This window comes from Staphylococcus sp. IVB6181 (assembly GCF_025561445.1).
Lineage (GTDB): Bacteria > Bacillota > Bacilli > Staphylococcales > Staphylococcaceae > Staphylococcus > Staphylococcus simulans_B.
In genome coordinates this window covers 704,921-723,173 of the sequence record NZ_CP095096.1, presented here as the reverse complement: position 1 = coordinate 723,173, position 18,253 = coordinate 704,921, and the positions used below count along the sequence as shown (strand labels likewise).

15 protein-coding genes and 1 pseudogene are annotated in these 18,253 nt (G+C 39.8%); 3 read left to right on the top strand and 13 right to left on the bottom strand.

Annotation, left to right across the window (positions count from 1 at the left end):
- Nucleotides 1-5: 5 nt before the first annotated feature.
- A complete protein-coding gene (locus MUA90_RS03125; RefSeq protein WP_114602744.1) occupies nucleotides 6-1,157 on the bottom strand; it encodes a thiolase family protein in 1,152 nt (383 codons plus the stop codon).
- A gap of 111 nt (nucleotides 1,158-1,268) precedes the next feature.
- On the opposite strand from MUA90_RS03125, the gene MUA90_RS03120 reads away from it, so the two are divergent.
- Nucleotides 1,269-2,438 carry a hydroxymethylglutaryl-CoA synthase gene (locus MUA90_RS03120; RefSeq protein WP_262588293.1) on the top strand — a complete coding sequence of 390 codons (1,170 nt, stop codon included), beginning with the start codon at nucleotides 1,269-1,271 and terminating at the stop codon, nucleotides 2,436-2,438.
- Between the two features lie 206 nt (nucleotides 2,439-2,644).
- Nucleotides 2,645-3,850 (top strand): FtsW/RodA/SpoVE family cell cycle protein, encoded by a 1,206-nt coding sequence (locus MUA90_RS03115; RefSeq protein ID WP_262588291.1) that lies wholly within the window; start codon nucleotides 2,645-2,647, stop codon nucleotides 3,848-3,850.
- 132 nt (nucleotides 3,851-3,982) lie between these two features.
- On the opposite strand, the gene MUA90_RS03110 is transcribed toward MUA90_RS03115, so the two are convergent.
- The 10 genes and pseudogenes from MUA90_RS03110 to MUA90_RS03065 all read right to left on the bottom strand — a co-directional run bounded on the left by MUA90_RS03110 (nucleotide 3,983) and on the right by MUA90_RS03065 (nucleotide 16,357).
- Nucleotides 3,983-5,143 (bottom strand): nitrate/nitrite transporter, encoded by a 1,161-nt coding sequence (locus MUA90_RS03110; RefSeq protein WP_262588290.1) that lies wholly within the window; start codon nucleotides 5,141-5,143, stop codon nucleotides 3,983-3,985.
- Nucleotides 5,144-5,448: 305 nt separating this feature from the next.
- A pseudogene (nreC, locus tag MUA90_RS03105) lies at nucleotides 5,449-6,102 on the bottom strand (nitrate respiration regulation response regulator NreC).
- Nucleotides 6,103-6,113: 11 nt separating this feature from the next.
- On the bottom strand, nucleotides 6,114-7,163 hold the full coding sequence (nreB, locus tag MUA90_RS03100; RefSeq protein ID WP_262588289.1) for a nitrate respiration regulation sensor histidine kinase NreB: 1,050 nt from the start codon (nucleotides 7,161-7,163) through the stop codon (nucleotides 6,114-6,116).
- Nucleotides 7,147-7,605: a nitrate respiration regulation accessory nitrate sensor NreA gene (nreA, locus tag MUA90_RS03095; protein WP_262588287.1), complete on the bottom strand. Its 459-nt coding sequence runs from the start codon at nucleotides 7,603-7,605 to the stop codon at nucleotides 7,147-7,149. The genes nreB and nreA overlap by 17 nt, the downstream gene beginning before the upstream one ends.
- 15 nt (nucleotides 7,606-7,620) lie before the next feature.
- Complete coding sequence (narI, locus tag MUA90_RS03090) at nucleotides 7,621-8,304, bottom strand: respiratory nitrate reductase subunit gamma (RefSeq protein ID WP_262588285.1); 684 nt, start codon at nucleotides 8,302-8,304, stop codon at nucleotides 7,621-7,623.
- Nucleotides 8,297-8,872 (bottom strand): nitrate reductase molybdenum cofactor assembly chaperone, encoded by a 576-nt coding sequence (gene narJ, locus MUA90_RS03085; RefSeq protein WP_114602738.1) that lies wholly within the window; start codon nucleotides 8,870-8,872, stop codon nucleotides 8,297-8,299. The genes narI and narJ overlap by 8 nt, the downstream gene beginning before the upstream one ends.
- A complete protein-coding gene (gene narH / locus MUA90_RS03080) occupies nucleotides 8,865-10,436 on the bottom strand; it encodes a nitrate reductase subunit beta (RefSeq protein WP_262588284.1) in 1,572 nt (523 codons plus the stop codon). The genes narJ and narH overlap by 8 nt, the downstream gene beginning before the upstream one ends.
- Nucleotides 10,426-14,100 carry a nitrate reductase subunit alpha gene (locus MUA90_RS03075; RefSeq protein WP_262588281.1) on the bottom strand — a complete coding sequence of 1,225 codons (3,675 nt, stop codon included), beginning with the start codon at nucleotides 14,098-14,100 and terminating at the stop codon, nucleotides 10,426-10,428. The genes narH and MUA90_RS03075 overlap by 11 nt, the downstream gene beginning before the upstream one ends.
- Before the next feature lie 210 nt (nucleotides 14,101-14,310).
- Nucleotides 14,311-15,144: an aldo/keto reductase gene (locus MUA90_RS03070; RefSeq protein ID WP_262588279.1), complete on the bottom strand. Its 834-nt coding sequence runs from the start codon at nucleotides 15,142-15,144 to the stop codon at nucleotides 14,311-14,313.
- 37 nt (nucleotides 15,145-15,181) lie between these two features.
- Nucleotides 15,182-16,357, bottom strand: coding sequence for an MFS transporter (locus MUA90_RS03065; RefSeq protein ID WP_262588277.1), 1,176 nt, complete (start codon nucleotides 16,355-16,357; stop codon nucleotides 15,182-15,184).
- Between the two features lie 140 nt (nucleotides 16,358-16,497).
- Between MUA90_RS03065 and MUA90_RS03060 the strand changes: the two genes are divergently transcribed.
- Nucleotides 16,498-16,863 (top strand): winged helix-turn-helix transcriptional regulator, encoded by a 366-nt coding sequence (locus MUA90_RS03060; RefSeq protein WP_105993161.1) that lies wholly within the window; start codon nucleotides 16,498-16,500, stop codon nucleotides 16,861-16,863.
- 131 nt (nucleotides 16,864-16,994) lie between these two features.
- On the opposite strand, the gene cobA is transcribed toward MUA90_RS03060, so the two are convergent.
- A complete protein-coding gene (cobA, locus tag MUA90_RS03055) occupies nucleotides 16,995-17,948 on the bottom strand; it encodes a uroporphyrinogen-III C-methyltransferase (RefSeq protein ID WP_262588275.1) in 954 nt (317 codons plus the stop codon).
- Nucleotides 17,939-18,253, bottom strand: a complete 315-nt coding sequence (gene nirD / locus MUA90_RS03050; protein WP_002479734.1) for a nitrite reductase small subunit NirD — start codon at nucleotides 18,251-18,253, stop codon at nucleotides 17,939-17,941. The genes cobA and nirD overlap by 10 nt, the downstream gene beginning before the upstream one ends.

The following is an 18,253-nucleotide window of genomic DNA, read 5'->3' as shown; positions in this document are numbered from 1 at the left end:
TCTGACTACTCTCCTTTTTCAACTTCTAATGCTAAACCTAAGCCGCCGCCGATACACGCTGTTGCGATACCGTTCTTTTTGTTTTCTTGATGCAATTCATGCACAAGCGAAGTTACCAGACGCGCACCTGAAGCACCAATCGGATGTCCGATTGCGACCGCACCGCCGTAAATATTCAATTTCTCATCCGGAATATGCAGATTATCTTGAACTGCAATACTTTGTACTGCGAAAGCTTCAGTCATTTCTACTAAGTCGATATCATTAATCGTTTGACCTGTTTTCTCAAGCAATTTAGATACTGCGTAGAATGGTGCAATACCCATAATTTCAGGATCACAGCCTACTTCTGCATAGTCGCCTAAAATACCCATAATTTCATAGCCGTTTTCACGTGCATAGTCCGCATCCATTAAAATCAGTGCTGAAGCACCGTCATTGATACTTGAAGCGTTGCCTGCTGTTACTGTACCGTCTTCTTTGAAGATTGTATCCAATGTCGCAAGTTTTTCCACATTGCTGTTGCCGCGGATACCTTCATCCGTTGTCATTTCTTCCCCATCAGCATCTTTTAACGGAATCATTTCTTGGTCATATTTGCCTGCTTCTGATGCTTCAAATGCTTTTTTATGTGATTTGACTGCAAATTCATCTTGTTGTTCGCGAGTCACTTTATATTGATCAGCAATACGTTCAGCTGTAATACCCATCGGTACATTTTCAAATGCATCTGTTAAACCGTCATGCATGAAACTCGGCACAGGTTTTTCTTGGCCCGGCAAAACAAGTTTCGGTGCATTGGTCATACTTTCAACACCGCCGACAGCAACAACTTTTGCTTCCCCTAATTGAATCAGTTGTTTGCCTAGAATTACAGCTTTCAAACCAGATCCGCATACTTCATTAATAGTCATTCCAGGAGTGGTTGTAGGCAGACCTGCATTCACTAAAATCTGACGTGCAGGGTTTTGGCCATTGCCTGCTTGCAAGACATTACCGAAAATAACATTTTCAATTTGATCTTTCGGCAGTTGGATAGCATCGATGGCTGCCTCTAGAGCGATGGTGCCAAGTTGTACTGCAGAATAATCTCTTAATTTCCCTCTGAATTTACCTACTGGTGTACGTTTTGCACTTACAATTGCGATTTTGCTCATAATTTAGTCTCCTTTTTTATCACTAGCTACTAATTTAAAATTGTATTTTTGTACTCTCTTTTGATATGATTTAAAGTGATTTAACATATCAAGAAAGGATGTTGGTTATTTATGACAATTGGTATCGACCAACTTAATTTTTATATTCCGAACTTCTACGTAGATATGGCTGAATTAGCAAAAGCACGCGACGTAGACCCAAACAAGTTTCTGATTGGAATCGGCCAGACTGAAATGGCTGTAAGCCCGGTCAGTCAAGACATTGTGTCTATGGGTGCTAACGCTGCTCAACCTATCATAACAGAACAAGACAAGAAAAATATTACGATGGTGATCGTTGCGACAGAATCTGCAATTGATTCCGCAAAAGCCTCTGCTGTACAAATTCATCATCTGTTGGGAATTCAACCTTTTGCACGTTGTCTCGAGATGAAAGAAGCATGTTATGCTGCGACACCAGCGATTCAAATGGCAAAAGATTATTTAGTACCACGTCCTAATGAAAAAGTATTAGTCATCGCAAGTGATACAGCGCGTTACGGACTGAACAGCGGCGGTGAACCGACACAAGGTGCTGGTGCAGTCGCTATGGTAATCAGCCACAACCCGCGCATCGCCGAATTACATGATGATTCAGTTGCATTTACAGAAGACGTTTACGATTTCTGGCGACCATCTGGTGAAATTTACCCGCTTGTTGACGGTAAATTATCTAAAGATGCTTATATCCACTCTTTCCAAGAAAGCTGGAACGAATACGCGAAACGTTATCATAAATCATTGTCTGACTTTGCTGCGCTATGCTTCCATGTTCCCTTCACAAAGATGGGTCAAAAAGCACTTGATTCTATTCTAACAGATACAGCGTCAGAAGATACACAAGCAAGACTAAATGACAGCTATAAATCTGCAACCGATTACAATCGTTATGTCGGCAACATTTATACAGGCTCATTATATCTCAGCTTGATTTCACTTCTTGAAAACCATGACCTTAACGCAGGCGATCACATCGGATTGTTCAGTTACGGTTCAGGTTCAGTCGGCGAATTCTATACTGCTACACTTTCAGATGGATTCAAAGATGCGTTAGATGTAGAAGCACATCAAGCCATGCTGAAAAACCGCAAAGCACTTTCTGTTGAAGAATATGAAACTTTCTTCAAACGCTTCGACAATTTAGAATTTGATCATGATCGCGAATTAGAAGTTGAACCTAAAGGTAATTTCTACCTTAAAGAAGTTTCAGACAATATTCGTTATTATGATACCGTAAAATAGTAAATAAAGCTTGTTAGAAGATAAGTTTTGAAATTAGAAGTCTTGGCTATGCTCAAGGCTTCTTTTTTATGGCTGATGTTTTTCATATTTCATTAAATTTCCACCTGTTTAAAGTGGATACTTGTTAACAAAATCTATATAATAGATATTTAATGCTTATATTTTGCACGTTTGTACAAAACAGATATACATAGAGGTGACTTAACGTGAAGAAATTTCTCATATCCACACGGATTGCTATGAAAGGCGTAGACCTGAGTTTGATTGTGACCTTTATCCTGCTCGGCTTAATAGGAATTGTCATGGTTTACAGTGCAAGTATGGTGCCTGCTTCAAAAGGCTCTTTGACCGGCGGTCTCCCTGTTTCAAGCGACCATTTTATGAAGCGCCAAGCCATCTACTTTTTCATCGGTTTGATTATCATCTTTTTTGCACAGTTTGTCAGAATTGATTTTTTCAAATCATCCAATGTTCAAATCGTATTATTATTCGGTACCTTCTTCTTACTCGCTTTAACTTTATTAATCGGTAAAGAAATCAACGGTTCGAAAAACTGGCTCAGCTTAGGATTCTTCAGCCTTCAATCCTCAGAGTTTTTAAAACTCGCTTCAATCTTTTATTTCTCATACATTATAGACAGACGCTTAAATTCACGATGGGATTATAAAGTTAAGCATTTGATTCCGCCCTTGCTGCTGCTGGGCTTCGGGTTAGTTCTCGTCTTGCTTCAAGGCGACTTAGGCGGTACGATGCTGACTGTCGCGATTATCGCTTGTATACTGCTTTACTCTGATATCAAAAATAAAGTAAAGCTTCAAATTCTCGGCATTGCGATGATACCTATTGTTATGTATTTGAGTTACACATTATTGTTTGATGCGAAAAACATTTACCGCTTAAATCGGATTAACGTCTTCTTGAATCCATTCAAGTATGAAAACAGTGAAGGCTATCAATTAACCAATGCCTTAATATCTATCGGCAACGGCAAATTCTTAGGCAAAGGTCTCGGCAATGGTATTTCAAAACTCGGTTATTTGCCAGAGCCTCATACTGACTTTATCTTTACAGTCTTATCCGAAGAATTGGGATTGATTGGTGTGTTCTTTGTTTTAGCACTCTACGGCTTTATCGTAGCCAAGTGTTTAATCTATGCGAACCGCACGAAGAACCACTTCTACAAATCGATTTGTATTGGTATCGGCAGCTATATCTTTATTCAAGCTTTCGTCAATATCGGCGGTGTTTCTGGAGTCATTCCATTAACAGGTGTAACATTGCCGCTATTAAGCTACGGCGGTTCTTCCATGTTAAGTGTCAGTATTGCATTTGCAGCATTGATCATGACCACACGCAAAATCAACCGTGACCGCAATCTCCCGGCTAAAACAAAACCATACATTATTAAATAAGATTAGGACTAGCGCATTGACTAGTCCTTTTTTCATTGCATTTACTGAATGAAAAAGCACAACAGATGCCTCATCTTGCATCCATTGTGCTGCTGTCTTCAATATTTACATTTTCATTCATCCATTATGGGGTTAAACTAAGGCACGATTTCTTTTGCTTAAATGCCACATTGTAATTAACGCAATGACTCCAAACAATGCTAGGAAGATAAATGCTAAGTGACTCGTACCTGTTAAGCTTGTCACATAAGTAATAACTAATGGCGGGAAGAAACCTCCAAGTCCGCCCATCATAGACACAATACCGTTTGCGACACCTGCTTCTTTTTGGAAATAATGCGGTACTAATTTAAAGACTAATCCGTTACCGATACCCGCACATGCACTGATCATCAAACAACCGACTGTGAAGAAAAATATATCATCCGCAAAGCCTAAAATCGCAGCGCCGATAATCATAATAATGAAGTCGATTTTCAATGCTTTGACAGCATCGATTTTGTCTCCGATAATACCGCCTAAAGGTCTAAGCGTCGTCGCAATTGCGATGAAGACCCCTGCTCTGATACCCGCATCGACAGATGTAAGTTCGAAGTGGTCCACTAAATATTTCGGTAAGAAGATACCGAATGCGACGAATGAACCGAATGTGATGAAATACCATAAGCTTAAGTAGTATAAACGCAAGCCTTTCATTAAATCTTTTGTTTGTGCGATTAGAGGAATTTTAACTTTAGGTTCTTTCGCATCACCTAAGAAGAACATTAAAATCGCAAATACTGCCATTACAATCAAGTAAAGTCTTACTGTAGATTGCCAACCGATCATACCTGCAATCGGCGGTGCTAAGAAAGAAGATACCGCAGTACCGAGGTTACCCATACCATAAATACCGTTAGCTAACCCGACTTTTTCTTTAGGGAAATATTTAGGAATAGATGTAACACCTACTGAGAAAATAGCGCCCCCGACACCTAAGAAGAATCCAGCAATCATTAACATATTTACAGATTGCGCTTGGCTTAATAAAAAGATTGGAACGAGCAAAATAATAAAGCTGGAGAAGAAGACCCATTTGGCACCGATGATATTCGTCAAATAGCCGAATGGAATACGCAGTACAGATCCTAAAATAACTGGAATCGCGAGTACAATAGAAATTTGTCCGCTGGTAATTTTAATATCTTGTGAAATTAACGGCATTAATGGAGCGATAATACTCCAAACCATGAAACCAGCAACCAAACTCAAGGTTTGGACAGTTAATTGTAAACCACCTTTTGATTTGTTCATTTTTTTCACCCTAACATTTTTCATATCAATTAATAAGAAGAGCAGTACCCCACTGATATATTTTTTGAGTCGAAGTTATTTTATTTATCAGCTGGGAATACTGCTTACACTTTATATTTTAGTCTTTAGGTGAATTATTGAACATAAGGGCATTCCCTTAAATCCCTCGGCATTTCCCTAATCCCTTGTTTACGTTTAAACAACACAGCTTTTCTATTCATTTCCACCTATATTTTTCACAATACAGCCACAATTTTTGCATAAAAAAAGAACCCATCATCACGATGAGTTCAATAAGCCTTGATTTAGAAATCAAGTAATTTTTTCTTAAGGGCATATTCTACTAATTCCGGTTTCGATTTTAATTCCAGCTATTGCATAATATGCGTTTTATGCGCCTCTACTGTTTTAACAGATACAAATAATTTTTCAGCGATATCTTTATTTCCGTAACCCTTCGCAATCAGCGGCAAGATTTCAAGTTCGCGTTTAGAAAGAATTCTATACGGATCATTCGAACGTTTGGCATCTTGATCAGAATTATTTACAAATTCATTAACCAAAGATGTTGTCATCTTAGGGTCGATATAAGTATCACCGCGATAAACGGTGCGTACTGCCGAAATCAATTGTTCATCCGGAGCATTTTTTAAAATATAACCTTTTGCTCCGTTTCTTAAAACATGGAAGAGATACTCATCATCATCATACATCGTTAAGATGAGTATCTTAGTTTCCGGAAAACTTTCAACGATTTTACTCGTTGCAATTAACCCTGATTCTCCTGGCGGCATACTTAAATCCATTATTAATACGTCAGGGCGGTGCTGCATCACTTCTTGGTATGCTTCAACACCCTCAGCTGCGGTAGCAACGACTTCCATATCCTCTTGAAAGTTCAAAATCATAGAGAAGCCGGTTCTTACCACGGCATAATCATCTGCAATAACAATTTTCAACATCAAGTCTCCTATCGTTTATCAGTTATTGGAACTTCTAACGTTACAATTGTTCCGCGTCCTGCTTGCGAATCAATATTGACAGAACCATTGACCAGTTCAGCACGTTCATTCATACCGAACAGACCGAGTCCTGTGCCCTTCGCCTTATCTCCTAATTTAAATCCAATTCCCTGATCACTGACTTCAGCTATTATCGATGCTTCGCCTTGATAAAGCGAGATATAAACTGTGTCTACTTGCGCATATTTTAATGCGTTAAACATAGCTTCTTGAACAACGCGGTAGATGACGGTTTCGATTTCGCTGTCAAAACGCTGCGATGAGAAATCGGTATGATACACAATATGCATTCCGTAATTCTTTTCGAATTGTTTGAAGTAAGAGCGAAACGCAGCATCCAATCCCAGATCATCGAGTGATGAAGGACGCAGTTCTACAGATAGGTTGCGTACATCATCGATTAAACGCGACATCAATCCTTCAATACGTTTAGAGTTATCAATCAATTCATCCTTGTCTTGCTGGTACTTCAATAAACGCAATTCCACATCTACGTTAATCAATTCTTGTACAATACCATCATGCAGCTCGCGAGAAATACGCTTGCGCTCATTCTCTTGAGCTGAGATTGTTTTTTGCATCATCAGACGCTGATAGCGTCTATCTTGGCGTTCGATTTGCGGCGAGACATTGTGCAGTGTAAATGCATAAATCTCTTTGGTTTTATCAATGACTTCATAAGATGCTGTGAAAGGTTCAATCTTATCATCTTTGGTGCGCATAAAGACTTGGAAGCTGCCATTGCCGACTTCCAACGCTTCTAAGAAGCAGTTTTCACATGACATTAAGTCAAACTCGTTTGAATAACCTTCGCATCTTCGGCAGATTGCATGCGTCATTTGACTGTAATCATTGTCTTCGGAAAAGACTTCTTCAGCAGCTTCATTTAAAGCAATGACTTGGCCTTTCTTATTTAAAAATACCATCTTTTCATTAGTGTTCAAATAATACTGCGTTAATAATTCTTTCAACTTCTCTTGATTATGCGTTGAACTCATCTCTAAAACTCCCTAGTTTGTCTTTAATGCGGAAATCTTCACTGCCTTCAGGCAATGGACGGCCGTTTCTTTGGCCGAGCAGTAACGCACCATAGACACGATTATTATTCCATAACGGAATCGCAACCATCGAAGTCAATGCTTCGCTGAGTACAATGGGATAGCCTAACTTGTCATTAGAACTTAATGCAGTATCTACATCATAAATAACCATTCTGGAACCTGTACGGATAACAAGACCTGCTAATCCTTTACCAGGGCGTAATACGATCAGTTGATAGCGGTTATTGATATTGCCTGAGGCATACTTCCACTTAATGACAGCACTATGAGAACTGTCTTCAGGCAAGGCAATCGCTGCAAAATCAAACTGGCCTTCTTCTCTGATATCATTCAAAGCAGCTTGATAATTAAAATATTCTGTCGCAATTACACTATTCAAGTTGTCTCCTCCAATCTAAGACTTAGCTTTATGCTTACGATAAATAATATAGCTTCGGTTCGCATAGCTTAGCGGTACACTCCACACATGAACCAATCTTGTAAACGGCCATAATGCGAAAATACCAAAACCTAAGAATACATGAAGCTTAAATGAAAATGGAACGGTTGTCATTAAATTTGCGTCCGGATTAAACATAAATAAATGTCTGAACCATACTGAAATCGTTGCGCGGTAATCAAAATCCGGTGTTGTTGCATTTGTGACTAATGTCGCATAACATCCCATAAACACAAGCATTAGCAAGAAGAAGTTGACGACCATATCTGAAGCCGTACTAAGATGTCTGATGTTTTTAACCGATACACGGCGTGACGTTAGCAAAATCATTCCAATCAAAGTCATTATACCAAAGATACTGCCGATATAAACAGCTCCGAAATGATAAGTTTCATGTGTCACACCTAATGCTTCAAGCCATGAAGGCGGAATAACCAAACCTACAAAGTGCCCTGCAGCAACAGGAATAATACCTAAATGGAACAATAAACTGCCCCATTTCAAACGTTTCTTTTCAATAAATTCACTCGATTTTGCGGTCCAAGAAAACTGGTCATAACGAAAACGTGCAATATGGCCGATCACAAAGATCGCAATACATAAATAAGGGTAAATGACCCATAAAAATTGATTAAGCATGCGCAGTCACCTCTTCGCTGGGTTGTAAACATAATTTTAATGTCTTTCTTAATGCTTGAATTAAAGGTGCATATGGACTATCCATTTCTCTTAATTGGTTAAGCATCGCATACGTACCGTCTTCAATGACCATGATAATAAACTCAATATTGCCTTCTGCACGTTCATCATTCTGCCATTGTGCCGCATATAAAAATTCCAGCATTAAAGGCAAGAAGTCAGAGAGTTCATTGTCTACCATTTGAAGTCCGAACATTTCGTATAAGACTTTCAGCTTTGCGAGCATTTGTCCGCGTTCTTTCTGCGTATCGAATTTGTTATAAGTCATATACAGCGGTGCTTGTTTATTAAAATCAAATGTATCTGTGTAAAGTTGTTTGATCTCAGTCAACGGGTAACTTTGGATGCGTTCTCGATATTCCACCATCTCAGCATAAGCTGGATGGCGGCTGTCGAAAACTTCATCAAATGTCTTAGGATGGAATGTCAACTTTTCAGGGAAGTTTAATTGCTGCGCAAAATAACCAATTGACTCTTGAAATTGATAAAAGTTTTTCAGGTTAATCACGGAAAATCCCTCCATAGAAGCTTTCATTATATGCTTCTTGTCCAGTTTGTCCCGGTTTCATTGCGACTGGTGAACCGCAGCCTTCACAACCGCTTCCGCCGCCGTAAAGATTATCACTGAATTCATAGCCTTGGCTGCCTTGTGCTGCATAAGTGTCCATATATTGTTCTTTATGCGATGTCGGAATCACGAAACGATCTTCGTATTTTGCAATCGCAAGCAGACGATACATATCTTTCGTTTGACGTTCTGTTAAACCAAGACGGTCTAAACGATCTAAATCAAAGTCTTTGCCTGTAACTTGTGCACGCATATAACTTCTCATCATAGCCATACGCTGCAAGGCTTCTTTCACAGATTTTGTATCTCCTGAAGTCAATAGACTTGCAAGGTATTCAATCGGCAAACGCATCTCTTCGATAGCCGGGAAGATTGCATCTGGGTTCTTGATTGAATCTTTACCTTCGAAGTAGTTCATGATCGGACTTAACGGTGGGCAGTACCAAACCATTGGTAAAGTACGGTATTCAGGGTGTAATGGGAAAGCTAATTTATATTCAATCGCTAATTTGTACACCGGTGAGTTTTGTGCCGCTTCGATCCATTCCATAGAAACGCCGTCTTTCAACGCTTGTTCAATTACTTCTTCGTCATATGGATTTAAGAACAATTCACATTGTTTTTCATATAAATCTTGTTCATTTTCTGTCGATGCTACTTCATGTACACGGTCAGCGTCATATAACATGACACCTAAGTAACGCATACGGCCTGTACAAGTTTCAGAACATACTGTCGGCAAGCCTGCTTCAACACGAGGGAAACAGAATGTACATTTTTCAGCTTTGTTTGTTTTCCAGTTGAAGTAAACTTTTTTGTAAGGACAGCCTGTCATACAGTAACGCCATCCGCGGCATGCTTCTTGGTCTACTAAAACGATACCGTCTTCATCACGTTTGTACATTGCACCTGATGGACATGATGCTACACAGCTTGGGTTCAAGCAGTGTTCGCATAAACGCGGTAAATACATCATGAATGTTTGGTCGAAGTCGAATTGGATTTTCTCTTCGATACGTTGGATGTTCGGATCTTCTGGTCCTGTAACATGTCCGCCGGCTAAATCATCTTCCCAGTTCGGTCCCCAGTGCAAATCCATTTTGTCGCCGGAAATCACTGAGTGTGCAGTCGCAACTGGAGAATGTTTGCCTGCTTTTGCAGTTGTCAGATGTTCGTAGTTGTATGTCCAAGGCTCGTAGTAGTCTTTGATGACAGGCATGTCCGGATTGTAGAAGATTTTACCGAAAGCAATCTTAGACCAGCGGCTGCCCGCTTTAAGGTCTAATTTGCCTTTCTTATTCAGTGTCCATCCACCTTTATAATGTTCTTGGTCTTCCCAGTGTTTCGGATAACCGACACCGGGTTTCGTTTCTACGTTATTAAACCAAATGTATTCTGCACCTGGACGGTTGGTCCAAGTATTCTTACAAGTGACACTGCATGTGTGGCACCCGATACATTTGTCTAAGTTCAATACCATGGCTACTTGTGCTTTAATCTTCAAGCCAATCTACCTCCTTCATCTTTCTCACTGCTACATAAACATCTCTTTGGTTTCCAATCGGACCATAATAGTTGAAGCTGTAACTGATTTGGGCATACCCCCCAACCAGTTGTGTCGGTTTCAAGTGGATACGAGTCGGTGCGTTGTGCGAACCGCCGCGCATACCTGTAATTTCAGAACCCGGTGTTTGAATATGTTTATCTTGTGCATGATACATAAACATTGTTCCTTTCGGCATTCTGTGCGATGTCACTGCTCTTGCAGTTACAACACCGTTTCGGTTATAGACTTCTAACCAATCGTTATCGTTGATATCATGTACTTCTGCATCTTCTTTAGAAAGCCAAACAACCGGACCGCCTCTGAATAGTGTCAGCATGTGCTGGTTATCTTGGTAAGTTGAGTGGATATTCCATTTACCATGCGGTGTTAAATAACGTAAGACTAAGTTATCTTGACCCCCGATAATTTGTTTGTCTTTCGTACCGAATACCATCGTCGGCAATGTCGGTTTGTATACCGGCAAGCTTTCACCGAATTGCTGGAAGATTTCATGATCTAAATAGTAGCTTTGACGTCCAGTTAATGTTCTGAACGGTACTAATCTTTCAATATTTGTTGTGAATGGAGAATAACGTTTATTGCCTTTGTTTGAACCTGAGAACACTGCAGTCGGAATCACTTCACGCGGTTGTGATGTGATATTTAAGAATGTAATCTTTTCTGCACTGCGGTCGCTTGAAATATCTGTTAAAGGCATACCAGTTTTCTCTTCTAAATCTTTATAAGACGCTTGTGATAATTCACCGTTTGTTGCTGAAGAGATGTTTAACACAACATCTGCAGCACGTCTTGCTGTATCAATACGCGGCAAGCCGTTTTTCACTGTATCGTCATTCCATGTACCTACGATATCTTTTGTTTCTTCGTATTGTTTCTTCACTGAGAAGCTGACACCGTGTGCGCCTAGCTTGCTGTTTTCAAGTAAAGGTCCGACAGACACATATTTATCAAAGATTAATGTGTAATCACGATCTACTACTGAGAAGCCAGGCATTGTTTTGCCAGGAATCGCTTCTACTTCGCCTTTAGTCCAGTCTTTGACTTTACCGTAAGGTGTCGCAATTTCTTGTTTAGAGTCATGTGCTAATGGTGATGTCACTACATCTTTGAATGTACCCGGCATATGCACTTTCGCTAATTCTGAAATTGATTTGCTGAGTGATTTGAAGATATCCCAGTCAGAACGTGATTCCCATAACGGATCAATGGCCGGATTGAATGGGTGTACGAATGGATGCATATCTGTTGAAGATAAGTCATGTTTTTCATACCAAGTTGCTGCTGGTAAAACGATATCTGCTTTTAATGGTGTAGATGTCATACGGAAATCTAAAGCTACAATCAAATCTAATTTACCTTGTACTTCATCACGCCAAATCATTTCTTCTGGTTTGTCTGTTTCATTTGCTTCTGCAAGCAATCCTGAGCTTGTACCGAGCATATGTTTCATGAAGTATTCTTGACCTTTTGCTGAACTTGATAATAAGTTCGAACGCCAGATGAATAATGATTTCGGATGGTTTTTGCGTAAATCCGGATCTTCAATCGCAAATTTCGTTTCGCGGTTTTTCACTGAATCTACAGCTCGTTTTAAAATAGCTTCGTTCGTAAACTCTCCCGATTCTTTCGCTTCTTCGCCGAATTTCAAACTGTTTGTATCGAATTGCGGATACGAAGGCAGCCAGCCTAAGCGTGCAGCAGTTACGTTGTAATCAGCCGGGTGCTGATGTTTCAGATTTTCAGCTAACGGCGATGCTAATTTATCAACGCCTGATTCTTCATATTTCCATTGGTCAGTTGTGAAGTAGAACCAGCTTGTACCGTTTTGAAGACGCGGCGGACCTTGCCAGTCTTTCGCAAAGGCAATTGTGCTCCAGCCTTCAATCGGACGACATTTTTCTTGTCCTACATAGTGTGCCCAGCCTCCGCCGTTAACACCTTGACAACCGCAAAGCATTACTAAGTTCAAAATAGAACGGTAAATCGTATCTGAGTTGAACCAGTGGTTGATACCGGCACCCATGATAATCATTGAACGGCCGCCTGTATTAATCGCATTTTGCGCAAATTCAGTCGCAACTTGTGTGACTACTTTCGGTTTAATGCCTGCGACTGCTTCTTGCCATGCTGGTGTGTAGTGTGTAGAAGCATCGTCGAAACCTTTTGCTTCTAATTCATGACCGAAACGGCGAATACCGTATTGGCTTGTCATTAAGTCATATACAGTCGCAACTTTTACTGTTTTGCCGTTAGCTAATGTCACTGTTCGTGATGCAATCGGACGTTCGAAGATACCGTTTCCCTCATTATCGAAATAAGGGAATTTCATAAGTTCTAATTCATAATCACTGTCCGCAACTGTTAATGCCGGATCAATTTTAGAACCGTCTTCATTTTCGAGTTTCAAGTTCCATTGTTTGCCTTCTTCCCAGCGTTGACCCATTGTACCGTTCGGAACGATAATTTCATGTGTTTCATTATCTAAAATTACTGGTTTCCATTCGTTATTTTCAGATTCCATGCCTAAATCACTGGCACGTAAGAAACGGCCTGCTTTGTATCCACCCTCATGTTCATCGAACATAATCAAGAACGCCATATCCGTATATTGTTTCGCATAGTTGATAAACATTTCAGAAGGTTCATCCACATAATATTTTTGTAAAATAACATGTGTCATCGCTTGTGCGATTGCTGCGTCAGTACCAGGGTTCGGTGCTAACCAGTTATCTGCGAATTTAACGTTTTCTGCATAGTCTGGCGCAACAGATACTACTTTTGTACCTTTATAACGTACTTCAGTCATAAAGTGGGCATCTGGTGTACGTGTTAACGGTACGTTAGAACCCCACATAATAATGTAGTTTGCGTTATACCAGTCACTTGATTCAGGTACGTCTGTTTGTTCACCCCAAATTTGCGGTGATGCTGGCGGTAAATCGGCATACCAATCATAGAAACTCAACATTTCTCCGCCTAATAAGTTGATAAAACGTGCACCTGATGCATAGCTCAGCATCGACATTGCCGGGATTGGTGTGAAACCAGCAATACGGTCAGGACCGTCTTTCTTAATTGTGTAAAGCAATTGTGCTGCAATCAGCTGCAAGACATCTTTCCAAGCTACACGTATATGTCCGCCTTTACCGCGGGCATTTTTATAAATCTTCGCTTTTTCTTCATCTTCAACGATTGAAGCCCATGCCGCAATCATATTTCCGTTGTTTTCTTCTAAAGCCGTTGTCCAAAGTTCCCATAATTTACCTCTGATATATGGGTAGCGGACACGCAGCGGGCTGTATTCATACCATGAGAATGAGGCACCGCGAGGACATCCGCGCGGTTCAAACTCTGGCATATCAGGGCCGCAGCTTGGATAGTCGATTTGTTGGTTTTCCCAAGTAATCACGCCATTCTTAACGAATACTTTCCTTGAACAAGAACCTGTACAGTTCACCCCGTGTGTTGTTCTGACTACTTTGTCGTGGCTCCAACGTTCACGATACATTTTTTCCCATTCTCTGCTTTTGTTTTCTAATACAGACCAATTACCATTAAATTTTTCTGTAGGCTTAAAAAAATTCATTCCAAATTTTGCCATGTCTAACATCCTCTCATCTCAATTACTCTGCGTACTAGGCTGTTAACTTCTAAAGTTACTGTTTTCATCTTACTTTTATTGTACGTTTCATAATGTCAAAGAGATATTAGGGATTCACCTATAAGCCTAAGGGTATTCCCTACATTTTATGAAAACGAAAAAAAGCAGTATCCCATTTTGTGAGATACTGCCCTATAAATAACTATGCTATTAACCGTTGAAACTTGCCGGATCTGGCCCGATACGTTTATTTTCATTTAATGATGAAATGGCTTTGACTTGTTCTGGTGTTAACTCAAAGTTGAAGACATCAAAGTTTTCTTCGATACGTGAAGGTGTAATAGATTTAGGAATAGTGATGACATTGTTTTCAATGTTCCAGCGAATCACAACTTGTGCAGGTGATTTGCCTAATTCATCCGCAATACGATTCACTGTTTCATCTTTTAAGATGTCGCCGTTCATTAATGGAGACCAAGATTCCATTTGAATATTTTCATCACTTAAATAATCTCTCAATGCATCTTGAGTTAAGTACGGGTGGAATTCTACTTGGTTAATCACAGGTTTGATATCAGTTTGTGCTTTTAAAGTTTCTAAGTGTTCAATATTAAAGTTAGAAACACCGATATTTTTCACTTTGCCCGCATTGTATAAATCTTCCATGCCTTTCCAAGTTTCTACCATTAATGTTTCATCTGTACCTGGCCAGTGAATCAAGTAAAGATCTAAATAATCTAAGCCAAGATTATCTAATGATTTTTGATAACCAGCAGCAACGTTATCGCGGCCGAAGTCATCCAACCATAGTTTAGAAGTAATAAATAAATCTTCGCGTGAAATTCCCGCTGCTTTGATACCTTCTTTGATACCCAGACCGACCATTTCTTCATTACCGTAAATCAATGCGGCATCGATACTTCTATAACCGCTGACAATCGCATGTTTCACCGCATTTTTCGCTGTGTCATCGTTTTCTACTCGGAAAACACCTAAGCCTAATCCAGGCATTTCATTTTTATTATTTAAAGTTTTGATTTCCATCTTTCAATACACTCCTTAATATGTTTTCTTTCTATTATTAAACTGCTGTTTCTACTTTAGGTTGTTTGTAAAGCCAATACATGAAGATACTTGCGATAATTACCATCGCAAAACCGAAGTATGGTGTTGCGCCGATAGAGAATTGTTCTAATACATATCCGCCGATGACTGAGCCTAATGTAATACCGATATTAAAGGCGGAAATATTGATACTAGATGCAAAGTTAACCGTCGCAGGATTATCTTTTTCAGCTAACAGCACGACAATCAACTGCAAACCAGGCACATTCATAAATGCGAACAAGCCCATCAACATTACAGATAACAGTCCTAAAATATGCAAGTGCGCTGTAAAGCCTACAATTAATAAAATCAGTGCCTGCATCACAAAGATACCGATCAATGCACGTACAGGTTGTGTGTTTGTCAATTTACCGCCTAATGTATTGCCTATCGCAACCATCACACCGTAAAAGATTAAAATAACCACAACTGCAGAATCACTATACCCCATAGATTGAGTTAATAGTGTTGTTAAATACGTATAAACTACAAACGTACCGCCATAACCTAAAGCTGTAATCAAATAGACCATTAATAATGATTTATTCTTGAAAACTTTCAATTGTACCGACATAGGTGCTTGATCATATTCTGTCAAGTCGCTCGGCACAAAAATCAAGTTTGCGATTAAGCTTAATAAACCGATGAAGGCTATCGCAATGAATGACATTTGCCAACCGAATTGCTGACCAATCCATGTTCCGAAGGGAACCCCTGTAATCGTCGCAACTGTAAGTCCGGTAAACATCATCGCAATCGCACTAGAACGTTTATCCGGTGTAACCAAGTCGCTGGCGATTGCTGTAGCTACACTCATGAACACCCCGTGCATCAGCGCTGATAAAATACGCATCGCCAAAAGCATACCGAATGTTACTGAAAAAACTGCTAAACCATTTGCGATAATAAATACCAGCATTATCCCCAAAAGCAAATGTTTTCTTTTCATTTTATTCGTTAATGGCGTAAGCAGCGGTGCACCGATTGTTACACCGATAGCATACATAGAAACCGTCAACCCTGCTAATGCGATAGTAATATTATATTCTTGTTGGATCAGAGGTAATAAACCAACACTGATAAATTCTGTCATCCCGATGGCAAAGGCTGAAACCGCTAAAGCAAGTATGGCAAATCGATTTTTATTCATCTTCAAAATCCTTTCCTTTTTTTGAGTTAATCTGATTATAAAACCAGAGTTTCTTTTTGGGAAGTACGTACTTTATTGTGCTATAAGTACCTGAAAGTACTATAGGCACCAAAAAGTACCTATAAAAAGGACGTGAAACTATGAAAGATTATAATATCGGTGTAGAAGCAACAATTGATGTTATCGGAGGCAAATGGAAGCCTGTTATTCTATGTCATTTAAAAGATGAAGGAACAATGCGTACCTCAGAACTAAAACGTGCTATTCCTCAAATCACACAGAAAATGTTAACGCAGCAATTAAGAGAATTAGAACACGATCAAATTATCAACCGCATTGTGTATCAACAGATTCCGCCGAAAGTCGAATATGAACTCTCTGACTACGGCACAAGCTTAAACAATATCTTAACTTCACTTTGCAGCTGGGGCGAAGGCCATATTCATAAAATGCAAGAAAGAGAAGCAAACGCAGAAGCCGCATTAACAAAAGAAAACGCGGAGTAACAGACAAGCTTTAATAATAGATCACTATTGATAGAACGAAAGGACCGTATACTTAGGATTTCACCTAGGTACACGGTCCTTTTATACATATTGAATTCAATTTTAGTCTTGTGTGCTCAGCGGTTCAGTAACTAAGCTTTAATAATTTCAGTAATATCATCCATCTGCATAAAGCGATAGATTAAATCCAACTGGCTTTGGTGATATTCATCACCTGTATTCGGATCAATCATCGCATAGCCGCCAGCATCATAAATTTCAAATGCTTTATTGATTGCGGCTTCTCTGTCTCCTGTGACAATACATTGTTTGCCGAAGTATTCCGGCAGATGATCCGTTTCAATAAACGTCGGACCGTCTGTAAGTGCCATCGCATCTCCAACGAGTAAAATACCCGGCGCATCGTCAGGTGCTGCCTCTCTGACATCATCTTCAATTGTCGAAAGTTTCCCTTGAATCACCACTTGATTCGAATAAGAAACATTGAAGATTGCGCAAATCGGATAGTCTTTGCCGACTTGTTTATAAATTTGGCTGATAATCGTATGCAGACGTTTAATGCCCATATAAATTGCAAGTGTGCCGCCATCGATTAGTGACGCAATATCGATTTCTTGTTCTTGAGAATCTTTGAAACTTCCTATTGTAAACGTGACACTTTTAGAAATATTGCGGCTGGTTAACCCGATACCTAATGCTGCAGCAGCTGCACTGGCAGTCGTAATCCCCGGCACAATTTCACATGGAATCTGATGTGATTTCAATACTTCTACTTCCTCTTGTACACGCGCAAATATCGCAGGGTCGCCGCCTTTTAAACGTACGACCTTTTGATGTTTATATGCTGCTTCTACAATAATGTCATTGATTTCACCTTGTTGAATATGGCGGCTGTACGGCTTCTTGCCGACATCCACAATTTCAATTCCAGGTGCCGCCAGTTGTAAAATGAACGGATTGACTAAACGGTCATACAACACAATATCTGCAGTACGAATCAGATGTTCTGCTTTTCGTGTTAATAGGTTAGGATTGCCTGGCCCTGCACCGACCAAATACACATGACCGGTCGTGCTTACAGCCATAAATACACATCTCCATCTTCAACTTCTACTGTATAGACTTCAACACAACCTTCGTCAGGATCTTGGACAAGACCTGTTTTCAAGTCGATTTGAGAGTCGTGAAGCGGACAGAACACAGTATGTCCTGCCACTGTACCTTCAGATAATGGCCCTTGTTTATGCGGACACACATTATTGATGGCATGAATTGTACCGTCTTCTGTGAGGAACAATCCGATTTGTTTATCTTTAACAATGACTTTTTTACCGATTAAGGGTGTTAAGTCATCTAACGCCGCTACTTTAATTTTTTCTAACGTATGCAT

Excerpts from the sequence above, each read along its gene's own strand:
- MUA90_RS03075 (WP_262588281.1), bottom strand. The coding sequence starts at position 14,100 with ATGGCAAAATTTGGAATGAATTTTTTTAAGCCTACAGAAAAATTTAAT.
- MUA90_RS03110 (WP_262588290.1), bottom strand. The coding sequence starts at position 5,143 with ATGAACAAATCAAAAGGTGGTTTACAATTAACTGTCCAAACCTTGAGT.
- nreB (WP_262588289.1), bottom strand. The coding sequence starts at position 7,163 with ATGAGTTCAACGCATAATCAAGAGAAGTTGAAAGAATTATTAACGCAG.
- MUA90_RS03070 (WP_262588279.1), bottom strand. The coding sequence starts at position 15,144 with ATGGAAATCAAAACTTTAAATAATAAAAATGAAATGCCTGGATTAGGC.
- MUA90_RS03125 (WP_114602744.1), bottom strand. The coding sequence starts at position 1,157 with ATGAGCAAAATCGCAATTGTAAGTGCAAAACGTACACCAGTAGGTAAA.
- MUA90_RS03065 (WP_262588277.1), bottom strand. The coding sequence starts at position 16,357 with ATGAATAAAAATCGATTTGCCATACTTGCTTTAGCGGTTTCAGCCTTT.
- narI (WP_262588285.1), bottom strand. The coding sequence starts at position 8,304 with ATGCTTAATCAATTTTTATGGGTCATTTACCCTTATTTATGTATTGCG.
- MUA90_RS03060 (WP_105993161.1), top strand. The coding sequence starts at position 16,498 with ATGAAAGATTATAATATCGGTGTAGAAGCAACAATTGATGTTATCGGA.
- nirD (WP_002479734.1), bottom strand. The coding sequence starts at position 18,253 with ATGCATACGTTAGAAAAAATTAAAGTAGCGGCGTTAGATGACTTAACA.
- cobA (WP_262588275.1), bottom strand. The coding sequence starts at position 17,948 with ATGGCTGTAAGCACGACCGGTCATGTGTATTTGGTCGGTGCAGGGCCA.
- MUA90_RS03120 (WP_262588293.1), top strand. The coding sequence starts at position 1,269 with ATGACAATTGGTATCGACCAACTTAATTTTTATATTCCGAACTTCTAC.